Below are 11,946 nucleotides of genomic sequence, written 5' to 3' on the forward strand. Positions count from 1 at the left end.
GAAGTGCGGCTTTAAAGCTACTAAACCGCAAAGGACGCCAAGAACGCGAAGCAAAAAGATGTCACTTTGCGGTCCTTTGCGACCTTCGCGGTTAAGGGTGTTTTATGAAAAACGCATGGCTCGACGAGATTAAATGGGACGCGGACGGGCTGGTGCCTGCAATTGCCCAGGACCATGAGAGCGGGCAGGTATTGATGCTCGCCTGGATGAACCGCGAGGCCCTGGAGAGGACGGCCGCCGAAGGGCGGGCGGTCTACTGGTCCCGCTCCCGCAAAAAACTGTGGCCCAAGGGCGAAGAGTCGGGCCATGTTCAAAAGGTGAAGAGCATCCGCACCGACTGTGATGCCGATGTGGTGCTGCTGACAATTGAACAGGTTGGCGGCATCGCCTGCCATACCGGCCGCGAAAGCTGCTTCTATCGGGAGCTGCGCGGCGGCGAGTGGTCAGCGGTAGCGCCGGTTCTAAAAGATCCTAAAGCCATCTACGGTTAGCTATGAGCGACGTACTGGAAAAACTGTCTCAAGTCCTGGAAGAGCGCAAGGGCGCGGATCCGGACAAATCCTACGTGGCCAAGCTATATGCCAAGGGCCTCGACAGCATTCTCAAAAAGGTGGGAGAAGAAGCCACCGAGACGGTGATTGCCGCCAAAGGCGGCAATCGGGAAGAGATCATCTACGAAACCGCCGATTTATGGTTCCACAGTCTGGTGATGCTCAAGCATCTGGGGCTTGAACCGGAGCAGGTGTTGATGGAATTGCAGCGACGTTTCGGACTTTCGGGGCTGGAAGAGAAGAAAAACCGGGAGGAGTGATGACTGACTGTATCTTTTGCAAGATCATCGCCGGAGAAATTTCTTCGGACCGGGTCCACGAGGACGATCAGGTGGTAGTATTCCGTGACGTCAATCCGAAGGCCCGAGTCCATCTGCTCGTCGTTCCGCGGCAACATATTGCCAGTCTCGAAGAACTCGGACCGGAACATGACGGTCTCATGGGATATATGATGCGCCTTCTGCCCAAACTGGCGAAGCAGGAGGGCCTCGAAGCCGGGTTTCGGACCATCATCAATACCGGAAAAGGGGGCGGACAGGAGATTTTTCACCTGCACCTACACCTGCTCGGCGGTGAGAAGCTAACGGGCTTTTGATTGGAAAACGGTGGAAATCACCTTTTCAAACAACTGATGTGGAGCAAAAACAATGGGTTTCGGTGGAATTAGTATCTGGCAACTTCTGATCGTCCTGGCGATTGTCGTGCTGCTTTTCGGCACCAAAAAGCTGCGCAACGTAGGCGGCGACCTGGGTGGAGCCCTCAAGAGCTTCAAAAAGGCCGTAAAGGATAGCGATACGGAAAAGGAACAGGATTCCGAGGATCAGGCCCAGCTGCAAAAGAACGAAGAGGGAGACGTCATTGAAGGCGAAGCCTCCCGCGAGAAGGACAAGGCCTGATTAACCGCTAACTGACGCCTCCGCCATGTTCGACATCGGATTCTGGGAACTGGCCCTCATCGGGGTGGTTGCCCTGCTGGTCGTAGGTCCCGAACGCCTGCCGGCGCTCGCGCGTACGGCTGGCATTTGGGTCAGCAAGGCACGCCGCTTCGTCAGCAGTGTAAAGGCGGATGTGGAAAAGGAAATCCGTGCCGATGAGCTGAAGCGGGTCATGAAAGAGCAGGCCGAAAGCAGTGGAATCCACGAAATCGTCGAGGAGACCCGGTCGAGCGTGAAGGAATCCCGCGAAGAGATTGAGTCCACCCGCAGTGAACTGGAAGAGTACCAATCCAACCTGAGCGGGAACTCAGTGACAGATGAAGCCCCGTCCTCCTCCGAAAACGACCCCCGCGACAGCAATGACCGATAACCGAACCGACGACCCCGAAGTCCAGAGAGAGCAGCCGTTCGTATCGCACCTGCTGGAACTGCGGGATCGGATGATGCGCATCGTGGTGGTCGTGTTGGTGGTATTCGTGGGGCTGTTTTATTTCGCTCCGGAAATCTACACCATGACCGCCCGGCCGCTGCTTCAGCAGCTGCCGGAGGGCTCCCGGATGATTTCCGTGAAGCCGCACGGTACCTTCTGGTCGCAGATGAAGCTGGTTCTGGTCATCTCCGTCTATGTAGGCATGCCATTTATCCTCTATCAGATCTGGGGGTTTATAGCGCCCGGGCTGTATCGGCATGAAAGACGACTGGCGGTGCCGCTGCTCGCTTCAAGCACGGTACTCTTCTATGCGGGCATGGCGTTCGCCTACTACGTCGTCTTCCCGCTGATGTTCGGCTTCTTCATATCGGTGGCACCCTCAGGGGTCGAGGTGGCAACCGACGTCAACGAATACCTCGATTTCGTTCTAAAGATCTTTTTTGCCTTCGGAATCGCCTTCGAGGTGCCCATAGCGACCATCCTGCTGGTCTGGACGGGCTTTACGACACCCGAAAGCCTGCGGGAAAAACGTCCCTATATCATCCTGGGTACCTTCGTAATCGGGATGCTGCTTACGCCGCCCGATCTGATCTCGCAGACGCTTCTGGCGCTGCCCATGTGGGTGCTGTTCGAGATCGGCGTCTTCTTTGCGGCCCGATTTGCCCCGCGCGCCGCAGATGACGAGAACGACGAGGAGGAGGCCGACGACCTCGACAGTGATGAAGCGATGGACGCGGCCCTGGATCGCTATGTCTACGATGAAGAGGCTTTGGCAGAGGAAGAGCGGGCGTCCGGTGTTTCAAAGCCAAAACGCGACCGGGGTGATGATGCATAGGCATGACCCGATGAAACGGGTAACGCCTTAGCCCCACCAAGCGGGATCCTGACCTTATGGACGTCATTTATACACTGATACCGGCAATGCTCCTCATCGGCCTGGTTTTGGTCGGAGTGCTGATTTGGGCCATCAAAAAGGGCCAGTACGACGACCTGGAAGGAGACGCAAACCGCATACTCATGGACGATGACGACCCGCTGATCCCCGAAAGGGACAGACCGACCAAAAAGAAAAAGACCCGTCCCGACCTGAACGGGCCGGATGCAGATTGAGGGCCCCTGCCTCGACCAACACCCCGCCAAGCAGGAACGAAGCTATCGATTCACTATCGCCATGCCCCTTTCGGGTGCAAGTACCGTGAACCACCGGGCGAGTGCCCTTCCCGATATAGACCTCCGGCTTGCCACGACGGATTCCCCGCGACGCCTGGCGCGCTGCCTCATCAGGACCAATCGCACGAATATTTTTCGGTAGCTCGCCCTTATGGAAGTCGGTATCCACCAATGTCAGCAAGACCTCATGGACTCCTACCGTCGAGCCTTTCAGTACCCAGCGCAAGCTCTGCGTATAGGAGTGAAGGGCGGCCTCGAAAGGCCGGGTTACGGCCTACTTTGGCGGGTGCGCGGCTTTCCGCGATGAAGTCCATTCATCACACCTCATTCGGTACAACCGCACTTCCCGCCCGTGAAACTGTACATTCTGGAAGCCACAAAATCCTGCCTTCTCTGCCACCCGCATGGAGGCGACATGTTCAGGCTCAATCATGACCACTACCGACCGGAATGCCTTTACTTCGAATGCGTACGCCAATGCAGCACATGCCGACTCGGTCGCCAGGCCAGCCCCCCAAAAACGCCGTGCAAGCCGATATCCGAGGTTAATCTCTTCTGTATCGCCAACACGTTCGGGGCCGACCCCACAGAATCCGATGAGATCCAGAGACTCCTTTTCGACGAGTACCCATGGCCCGACCCCGTGCGACTTGTAGCAGGACAGACACCATTCGATAAACTTACGGGCCGCTGCTTCATCACAAACTCCGCGCACCGAATGCTTCATAACCTCCGGGTCGCCCAGAATCTCTGTTACGGAGGACAAATCATTCAACGACAGCGGTCTGATCAACACTCTTTCTGTTTCACAAATGAACACCATCTCCCCCGGTAAATGCATACTCACAAGATTGGTACATGACGAGCCATGCAAGTGCTTGATATCAGGTACGTGCATACGACTTACAGGGATGTAGGAAGTGAAGAAGATGCAGGAGCCATCATCTTTCGTCCCAGTACGCTCAACGGCAGCATTCCTCGACAACGGTTCATTCGACAAGATACTGCGTGCATTGTCCAACCTGGCGTGCACTGTTCTACTCCTGCATCCATGCAGTCGTGCTACCGATGACCTGCTATCAAGACTTGCACGGCTCTTGATGATGCCTTCGCTGTCATTGCGAGGAGCCTGAGCGACGAAGTAATCTTCTGCTCCAAACCCCGATATTGCCACGTCGCCCGGGGCTCCTCCTGATGAACTTGCCCCCGCTGTCATTACGAGCCGTACCCGCCGCTGCGCGGCCCCGAATCAGTGACGAACTCGTAGCCGTCATTGCGAGGAGCCCCAGCGACGCGGCAATCTGGGGTTTGGGAGCGGGAGATTACTTCGTCGCCGGGGCTCCTCGTAATGACAGCGGGGGGAGGTTCATCAGGAGGAGCCCCGGCGACGCAGTAATCTGGTGTCCTAACAGCGAGATTGCCGCGTCGCTGAGGCTCTCGCATGACGGCTGTTCGTCACTAATTCGGGGCTGGGGAGTGGCGGTTAGGGCTCGCAGGATTGTATTCACCGCGGAGGACATGGAGAACACAAGTCTACGCCTCACCGAACACGTGACCTTCGTGTGCTTCGTGTAAGCCCCGCGTCCTCTGCGCCGGAGCGAAGTACCGCAACATCCGCTGAAGCCGATGTACTTTTCCGCATCCTTCGACGAAGCTTGTAAGGATAGGAGCGAAAGGAGTACAGACGGGCTATGCAGCTCCTGGAGATAGGCTTCGACCTGGAGAAAGCGAATGAGGAGGCAGTTCCAAAAGGAAAGCCTGCCGGTGGAGAGGGTCCGCCGCTACCTTGAGCCCGGCCCCGTCGTTTTGCTCTCCTCGACCTGGAACGGACGCCACAACATCATGACGATGGGCTGGCATACGGTCATGGAGTTCTCGCCATCCCTGGTCGGCTGCCTCATCTCGGCCGGCAACCACAGTTTCGAGATGGTCCGCCGAAGCCGCGAATGTGTCATCAACGTGCCGACAACCGCACTCACCGACGAACTGGTCGGGATCGGCAACACCACCGGCGCGGAGATCGACAAGTTCGACCATTTCGAACTCACTGCTGAAAAAGGACAAAAGGTGAAGGCGCCGCTGATCCGCGAGTGCTGTGCCAACTTCGAATGCCGGCTGGCCGATGACAGCCTCGTCGGCCGGTACAACTTCTTTATCTGGGAGGTCGTGAGCGCGCAAGCGGCGCTATCCCCGAAATATCCGCAGACCCTGCACTACACCGGCGACGGGGTGTTCATGGTTTCCGGCAAGATCATCAGCAGACGGCGACGGTTTTTGCCGGGGATGTTGTAACCGGCCGGCACACAGCTGAGCCGGGCCCGCCATTTCTGCTGCGTCAAACGGCGACCTTCAGCACTATCTTGCCGATGGGGTGCGGGCTGACAAGCGGTGCGTGGGCATCTTCCGGGAAGAAGATGCAGAATCCCCCAGCGGGCGTGGCCACCCAGGCTTCGGGGCGGTCTTCAAAGAACAAAATATCCTTTCCCGCACTGTATTCCCCTCTCGGTCGGGTGCAGACGCTAGTCGGTTTCCAGCCCATCTCGTCGACCCCAGCAACGATATATTGGATATCGATGTAGCGGCGATGGCACTCCAGCCTCGCCTCATCCCGGGGACGGCCATCCTCCTGGGAGACGATCGCGAACAGCTCATCCCCGGCGATATCGTGGCGGCCCCGGGCCAGTGAGGCCGGGTCGGCATGCAGGAAGGCGAATGCCTCCGTGAAGCGAGGGTGAATGCAGTGATAGCGGTGGGCATTGGCAAGGGTGTCCAGGATCATGACGGGCTCACAGGATTCGGTAACAGGCGTCTATTGTAACAACCCGAGGTGTCATGTAGCTGGCCGGGCAACGAGTTGTACAAGCTATGGCCCGAGCCATTGAGGATTGAGCTGCCAGACCGAGTAATTCAACGCCGAGGCGAAGCTCACCCATAGCAGATAGGGGATTAGCAACGCACCGGCCAGCGGACGTAGGCGCCAAAAACCGATGAGCGTCCCCACGGTCAAGAGCCACAGCAGCACGGTGTCGGCAAATGCCCACGCACCGAGACGCCAACCGAAAAAGAGCCAGCTCCACAGGGCATTCACCGCAAGCTGCACCAGAAACAGGGTCAGTGCAATACGCGCGGCACGAAATCCATGGCTACGCCATACCCACCACGCCGCAAAGCCTATGAGCGCGTACAGCAGTGTCCAGACCGGGCCGAACACCGACGCTGGCGGCGCCCACTCCGGGCGCGCCAGCTGCATGTAAAACGCGCCGGCATTGACCGAGGCGATCGCACCGATGCCGGCGGCAATGAAGCTTACCCCGACCCACGCGACCAGCCCCAACGACTGCTGGAGCCCTCGAATCCCACTCACGCGACCCCCACTCCCGTAGGGCGCATTCTCGATGCGCCCTCGAAGTACCCATAAGCCGCCGCATTTACGGGATCTCCCCTACCATTGTGCGGCCCGGTAATAAATGCGCCGCAACTCCGATGTCTGGTGCTACTGCGCAATGTCATGCATTTTCGTCCTTCGGCCCGACCCAGAAGAACGGATTATGGGCGATCTCCCAGAGATACCCGTCAAGGTCGGCGAAGTAGGCCGAGTAGCCACCCCAGGCGACCTTTCCGGGTGGCTTCACCAGTCTGGCACCGGCGGAGAGTGCCTGCTTGATGACCGCGTCAACGTCGGCTTCGTACTCCACGTTGTGGGCGATGGTCACGCCATTGAATCCACTCCCCTCGGGAGAGGCCCCCGCGTCCTCGGCCAGAGACTCCCGGCCATAAAGAGCCAGCCAGCTCCCGTTGAGTGGAAAAAAAGCGACTTCCGGCGGAGAGCCCATCCTCGGCAGGCCAAGGCCCTGCTCATAAAAGCGTATCGAGTCCTCCAGGTTTTTCACGCCCAGCGTAATCATGCTAATCCGTGGCTTCATCGGCCGCTCTCCACTTTCCCTCATTCACAGTGTAAACGTCCGGCCCCGGAGCCGCCTCCGCACATGGTTCCTGGATCCCCGCAGCGACCGCCTCCCTTCGCGGGAAGATTCGAAATTCTATCGGATATCCCGATAGTAAAGCCCATTTATTATCGTTTGACCGTATTAGCAGTTATCGATACTGTCTTTTTCGCGCCCGGCCCGAGGCCCCAACCCTCCGTAGCGGGCGTCCTTATCAGCGCATGAACAGCATGGCCGGCCGGCATTCGCCCTTCAGGCCACACCTGTGAAGAAGGAGGATTATGTGAGCAATTCGAAGGAATCGGTACAACCGGCAGGCACACCGGCCCGGCGGTCGGGATGCGAGGCACCGGTGGTCCTGGAGCGACTCGCAGCCAAGGCCGGAATACGGTTCATGGGCGACTGTCCCTGGGATATCCAGGTGCACGATGCGGCCGTCTACCAGCGCGTGCTCACGCAGGGCTCTCTCGGGTTTGGTGAAGCGTACATGGAGGGGATGTGGGACGCGCAGGCGTTGGACCAAGTCTTTACGCGCCTGCTCCGGTTTGATATCGACGAGAAGTTGGTGGGTTGGGCGCGCATCAAGCTATTTGGTGAACTGCTCCGCCAGCGCCTGTTCAACCTGCAGACCAGGCGGCGCGCCTTCCAGGTCGGCGAGCAGCATTACGACATCGGCAACGACGTCTTCAGAGCCATGCTCGACCCGACCATGAGCTACTCCTGCGGTTACTGGCGCGGAGCGAAAAACCTCGAACAGGCACAGTTCCACAAGCTTGACCTAATCTGCCGCAAGCTGGCACTGCGGCCGGGCGAACAACTGCTGGATATCGGCTGCGGCTGGGGCGGGCTGGCCCGGCACGCCGCCGAGTATTATGGTGTCGAAGTAACCGGCGTCACCATCTCTCGGGAGCAGCAGGCGTTAGCCCGCGAACGCTGCGCCGGGCTGCCGGTGAACATCGAACTGGCGGACTACCGGGAACTTCGCGGCCGTTTTGACAAGCTGGTGTCGGTGGGTATGTTCGAGCACGTTGGCCCGAAAAACTATACCGCCTATTTTGATACCGCCTCCCGCCTGCTGAAGGACGACGGCCTTTTCCTGCTGCACACCATCGGTATCCATGCCACGTCCAGCGGTGTCGACCCGTGGATCGACCGATACATTTTCCGCAACGGCAAGCTACCATCGGCCTACGAAATCAGCAAGGCGATAGACCGCTGCTTCATCATCGAGGACTGGCACAACTTCGGCGCGGACTACGACCACACGCTCATGGCTTGGTGGAACAACTTCGAGGCCGCCTGGCCGCAACTCGAAGGGAAATATGGCCGTCGCTTCTATCGCATGTGGAAATATTACCTGTTGAGCTGCGCGGGTTTTTTCCGCTCCGGGCAGGGCCAGCTGTGGCAGCTGATCTTGAGTAAGCGCGGGCGCGATCGGGGCATATACCGGTCGATTCGGTAGCACCCAGCGGAGGGCGCCATGCCGGAATAAACGTCCCCCGTTCGGGTGTCGACTTCCGGCCAGGGCTCACCTGACGGGAGCGCCCTCCCGCAGGGGTTGTATCACCCGTCCGAAATCGTCCGGAGACACGTACTGAAAAACCTCCCTTCCCTCCTCGTGTACGGCAATATCCAGGCCGAGCGCGGGATAGAGCCAGTGCACCGTCTCTTCTTCCGGTTCCTCAATGCGCCGAGCCGGCTCGCCGAAGCGCTGGATCAGCAGCTCCGGCTCCAGATCGATGCGCGGCAGGTAGGTCAGGCTGGCGATCGGCGCACGGCGGACGCGGCGCTGATCTTCCGGGGCGAGTGTCACCTTGCGGGTTCCGCTTCCCATGGTGGCAATGCGGATCCCCCGATGGTACATCGCATCCCGTTCCGTTTCCGACAACGCCATGATCAGCACGATCTTCGACTTCAGTCCGCCCATGGTCGCCTCGTCGAAATAGGCCTCGATATCGATTAAGCCTTCCGGCGATCGGAACAGGCTCACCTCAGCCTCTTCGCCGATGACCGATTCGGCATCCGCCAGCGTGCTCTCGCCAAGGGTCAGGCCGAAGACACGAGTGGTGCCGTCGACGGGTTCGATCTGCCAGGGCATTCGCCCTGGTCCCTCCGGCTCATGACCGGGTAGAACGAAGATTCCGAGCATAATGAGTGCGAGGGTGCCGAGGAGCACAGAGATAAACATGTGACGTTCCATCAGGATCCCTCCAGAACCTTGACTTGGGGGTTGGGATAACGCTCTTCCAACCACTTGGGAATGACGCCGGACCCCGCCTGAGCCACCGCCTCCGACTCCATGATGATGAGCGCCAATACCGTCACCATGGTGGGAAACATGCCGACCGCTCCGATGGCGTAGTGCTGCGGACCCGGATTGCCGCCCGAGGCGATCCAGACGCCGAGAATGACCAGTGCCATCACCCCCAGCATGATGATAAACAGGTGGCTGCGCCTTGCGGCAAGCTGCCAGTGGCATTTGACATACCAGGGGTCTGTAAACCGCGATTTGCGTGCCCGCCAGAGCATGTAGATGAGGATCGCGGCCGAAACGATCGGCACCACGAAGAGAAACTCCTGGAGTGAGCTGGCACTCAGGAAGGCTACAAAAAGAAGAATGTGATTGAAGATCAGATTGATAAGAAACACCTCATGCGGGTGTTTGGCCTTAACGATATCCTCATCGGAGACCTCATAACGCATTTCCTTCTCCCCGCACCACGGTCGACCAGCCTCAGAACCGGACTAAATTATCAGGTCGCCCCGGCGAAATCCATCCGGGCTCGTGCTGCCATCGCGTGCAAATGCACCGGCAGGGCGGGCCGCGCGCGCCATCAGCAGCTGGAGCCGCGAACCGACCCTCCTGCATTCACCTCAGCACTCCCCTGTCGATGACACGGTGCCGGGCCAAAAAAAACGGTGTGCGCGAGTGCGGCACCTTGAAGACGAAGTGGTAGCGGGCCACATGGTAGCTGGGATCAAACCCGTAAAAATTGAGCTGCACGCGCTCCAGCTCCTCGGCCCGATAGGCGGCCAGTGGCTTTTCCGCCTCATCCACGGTGCGGCGCTGTCGCTTGGCCGCGAGGGTCTTTGCGTACTCCGGAGAGGCCGCCAGTGTATCCGCCCAGGCTCGTAGGCGTACGGAAAAGTCGGCTGCATCAAGGCCGAAGTGTGTGTCGATCAGGCCAAGCGCCAGGGCTTCCGGAGCCCCGATCGGTAGACGGTTCTCCATCAGCTCGGCGGCACGCCCTTCACCGACCCGACGGGGCAGCAGACAGGTCCAGTATTCCGAACCGAAAAGATTGCCCATCGACTTGTAGTGGGGGTTCAACACCACGCCGCTGCGGGCCAGAACGTAATCCGCTGCCAGGGCGAGAAACACGCCGCCGGCACCGGCATTGCCCTGCAGCGCCGATAGGGTGATGCGGTCGTCGGTAGTGATAATGGCATGCGCAAGATCGTTCATCGCTTCGATGTTGCGCCAGGACTCGTCCGCCGGACTCTCCGCCGCCTCGATTTGATTCAGGTCGAGGCCATTGGACCAGAAATCCGCACCACCCGTCAGGACCAGGACCCGTGTATCCCGTTCGCAGGCCGAACGGTAGGCGCTTAGCAGCCGCTCGCACTCGGAGACACCCATGGCGCCGTTGTAAAAGTGAAAGTGCAGATAGCCGACCCTGTTCGCCTCTTCATAACGGATATCCTCTCCACCGAGGGATCCCGCGCCGGGCTCCGGCAGGAGACAAGCCGCCTCGCCAAGTACCGATACGGCCGGCCGTTTGCAGCCGAGCCCCTCCCCGCCGGGGCGCAGATGGCCGATCCAGACGGCGCCGTCGACGGTCGCCCGACAAACCGCCCCATGCCTCCGGGCGATCAACTCACCCGCAGTGCCGGTCAGGTTGGGGTCGGCCCGGGCATTGTAGAGATAGCAGTGCAGGCCACCGATGCGATCGAGAATGCCGGGCTGGCCATCGGCCGAGTGGATCTTGCGTAGTACGGTGGCGGTGTCGTCACGCAGCCAGTCGATCGCCCGATCCGCCTGTCGGCAGGAGGGTTTCCAGTGGCCGCCAGCCAGCGGTTCGGGGCTGAATTCACCCGCCGAAAACCGCGCCACCGCCTGTTTGACCGCAGTAACGGCCGCCTCGGTCACCTCGTTGCGGTAGAGACTGCCCTTGCGGGCGTCACGCATGGGGAAATCCACGCTCGCCCACACGGGTCCGGCGTCCATCTCCGCCACAGCCTGCAGGACGGTGACGCCCCAGGTGGTTTCGCCATTCAGGATGGCCCAGTCCAGGGCAGCGGGTCCCCGATCGCCGCGCGGCCCGGGATGCACGATGAGACAGGTGTGGGCGCGCCAGACGTCTTCCGGAATGGCGCGCTTCAGAAACGGCGCAACGATCAGGTCAGGCCGCCAGAGCGCCACCGCCTCCCGGGTCACCGCGTCATTGATATCGAACTCGATGGAGATGTCATGGCCGTCCCGCGACAGCTCGACATAGAGCCGCTGCGAGAGGCTGTTGAAGCTGTGTGTCAGAAAGAGGATTCGCATGGCTAACCCGGTTTATTCACCGCAAAGACGCAAAGAGCACAAAGTTTTTGTTGCCGTAAATTACTAACTATTCACCCCCTTTCTTGCTCTCGCAGCAGAACTTCCGCCCCTGTCATTGCGAGCCGTACCCGCCGCACGCGGCCCCGAATCGGTGACGAACGTTCAGCCGTCATTGCGAGCCGTACCCCCTGCTGCGCAGGCCCGAATCAGTGACGAACCTTTAGCCGTCATTGCGAGCGCTACCCGCCGCTGCGCGGCCCCGAATCGATGACGAACTCTTCGCCCTCATTGCGAGCCGTACCCCCTGCTGCACAGACCCGAATCAGTGACGAACCTTTAGCCGTCATTGCGAGGAGCCACAGCGACG

At 59.6% G+C, this 11,946-nt stretch carries 15 protein-coding genes and 1 pseudogene; 9 read left to right on the forward strand and 7 right to left on the reverse strand.

Translation table 11 applies throughout. The features are described from left to right. Window positions 1-104: 104 nt before the first annotated feature. The 7 genes and pseudogenes from hisI to ccoS all read left to right on the forward strand — a co-directional run bounded on the left by hisI (window position 105) and on the right by ccoS (window position 3,026). The gene (gene hisI / locus Q7L05_RS14665) at window positions 105-491 is read left to right on the forward strand and encodes a phosphoribosyl-AMP cyclohydrolase (protein WP_303908276.1); all 387 of its coding nucleotides are present in this window, start codon (window positions 105-107) and stop codon (window positions 489-491) included. Between the two features lie 2 nt (window positions 492-493). Next, the gene (locus tag Q7L05_RS14670) at window positions 494-811 is read left to right on the forward strand and encodes a phosphoribosyl-ATP diphosphatase (protein ID WP_303908279.1); all 318 of its coding nucleotides are present in this window, start codon (window positions 494-496) and stop codon (window positions 809-811) included. Beyond that, window positions 811-1,146, forward strand: coding sequence for a histidine triad nucleotide-binding protein (locus Q7L05_RS14675; RefSeq protein WP_303908282.1), 336 nt, complete (start codon window positions 811-813; stop codon window positions 1,144-1,146). The genes Q7L05_RS14670 and Q7L05_RS14675 overlap by 1 nt, the downstream gene beginning before the upstream one ends. 52 nt (window positions 1,147-1,198) lie before the next feature. After that, the gene (gene tatA / locus Q7L05_RS14680) at window positions 1,199-1,447 is read left to right on the forward strand and encodes a Sec-independent protein translocase subunit TatA (protein WP_303908284.1); all 249 of its coding nucleotides are present in this window, start codon (window positions 1,199-1,201) and stop codon (window positions 1,445-1,447) included. 25 nt (window positions 1,448-1,472) lie between these two features. After that, entirely contained in the window at window positions 1,473-1,856 is a 384-nt protein-coding gene (tatB, locus tag Q7L05_RS14685; RefSeq protein WP_303908288.1) for a Sec-independent protein translocase protein TatB, read from the forward strand. After that, a pseudogene (gene tatC / locus Q7L05_RS14690) lies at window positions 1,846-2,616 on the forward strand (twin-arginine translocase subunit TatC); the annotation flags it as partial. The gene tatB and the pseudogene tatC, both read left to right, overlap by 11 nt. A 191-nt stretch (window positions 2,617-2,807) precedes the next feature. Beyond that, window positions 2,808-3,026 carry a cbb3-type cytochrome oxidase assembly protein CcoS gene (ccoS, locus tag Q7L05_RS14695; RefSeq protein WP_303908294.1) on the forward strand — a complete coding sequence of 73 codons (219 nt, stop codon included), beginning with the start codon at window positions 2,808-2,810 and terminating at the stop codon, window positions 3,024-3,026. 334 nt (window positions 3,027-3,360) lie between these two features. On the opposite strand, the gene Q7L05_RS14700 is transcribed toward ccoS, so the two are convergent. Beyond that, entirely contained in the window at window positions 3,361-4,119 is a 759-nt protein-coding gene (locus tag Q7L05_RS14700; protein WP_303908297.1) for a GNAT family N-acetyltransferase, read from the reverse strand. A 698-nt stretch (window positions 4,120-4,817) separates the two neighbouring features. Between Q7L05_RS14700 and Q7L05_RS14705 the strand changes: the two genes are divergently transcribed. Further along, the gene (locus Q7L05_RS14705) at window positions 4,818-5,378 is read left to right on the forward strand and encodes a flavin reductase family protein (RefSeq protein WP_303908300.1); all 561 of its coding nucleotides are present in this window, start codon (window positions 4,818-4,820) and stop codon (window positions 5,376-5,378) included. Window positions 5,379-5,421: 43 nt separating this feature from the next. Here Q7L05_RS14705 and Q7L05_RS14710 read toward each other — a convergent pair whose 3' ends face one another. The 3 genes from Q7L05_RS14710 to Q7L05_RS14720 form a co-directional block, all read right to left on the reverse strand. Continuing rightward, the gene (locus Q7L05_RS14710) at window positions 5,422-5,865 is read right to left on the reverse strand and encodes a YhcH/YjgK/YiaL family protein (protein WP_303908303.1); all 444 of its coding nucleotides are present in this window, start codon (window positions 5,863-5,865) and stop codon (window positions 5,422-5,424) included. Window positions 5,866-5,949: 84 nt separating this feature from the next. After that, on the reverse strand, window positions 5,950-6,450 hold the full coding sequence (locus Q7L05_RS14715; RefSeq protein WP_303908305.1) for a TspO/MBR family protein: 501 nt from the start codon (window positions 6,448-6,450) through the stop codon (window positions 5,950-5,952). Between the two features lie 142 nt (window positions 6,451-6,592). Beyond that, on the reverse strand, window positions 6,593-7,009 hold the full coding sequence (locus Q7L05_RS14720; protein ID WP_303908308.1) for a VOC family protein: 417 nt from the start codon (window positions 7,007-7,009) through the stop codon (window positions 6,593-6,595). 304 nt (window positions 7,010-7,313) lie between these two features. Here Q7L05_RS14720 and cfa point away from each other — a divergent pair, with 304 nt between their 5' ends. After that, window positions 7,314-8,492 (forward strand): cyclopropane fatty acyl phospholipid synthase, encoded by a 1,179-nt coding sequence (cfa, locus tag Q7L05_RS14725; protein ID WP_303908310.1) that lies wholly within the window; start codon window positions 7,314-7,316, stop codon window positions 8,490-8,492. Between the two features lie 66 nt (window positions 8,493-8,558). On the opposite strand, the gene Q7L05_RS14730 is transcribed toward cfa, so the two are convergent. From Q7L05_RS14730 to Q7L05_RS14740, 3 genes are all read right to left on the reverse strand, one after another. Further along, window positions 8,559-9,230, reverse strand: coding sequence for a hypothetical protein (locus Q7L05_RS14730; RefSeq protein WP_303908311.1), 672 nt, complete (start codon window positions 9,228-9,230; stop codon window positions 8,559-8,561). Beyond that, the gene (locus Q7L05_RS14735) at window positions 9,230-9,733 is read right to left on the reverse strand and encodes a hypothetical protein (RefSeq protein ID WP_303908314.1); all 504 of its coding nucleotides are present in this window, start codon (window positions 9,731-9,733) and stop codon (window positions 9,230-9,232) included. Before Q7L05_RS14735 ends, Q7L05_RS14730 begins: the two co-directional genes overlap by 1 nt. 166 nt (window positions 9,734-9,899) lie before the next feature. Then, window positions 9,900-11,579: a hydrogenase maturation protein gene (locus tag Q7L05_RS14740; RefSeq protein WP_303908318.1), complete on the reverse strand. Its 1,680-nt coding sequence runs from the start codon at window positions 11,577-11,579 to the stop codon at window positions 9,900-9,902. Window positions 11,580-11,946 lie beyond the last annotated feature (367 nt).

Origin of the sequence: Thiohalomonas denitrificans, assembly GCF_016841685.1 — a bacterium.
Lineage (GTDB): Bacteria > Pseudomonadota > Gammaproteobacteria > Thiohalomonadales > Thiohalomonadaceae > Thiohalomonas > Thiohalomonas denitrificans_A.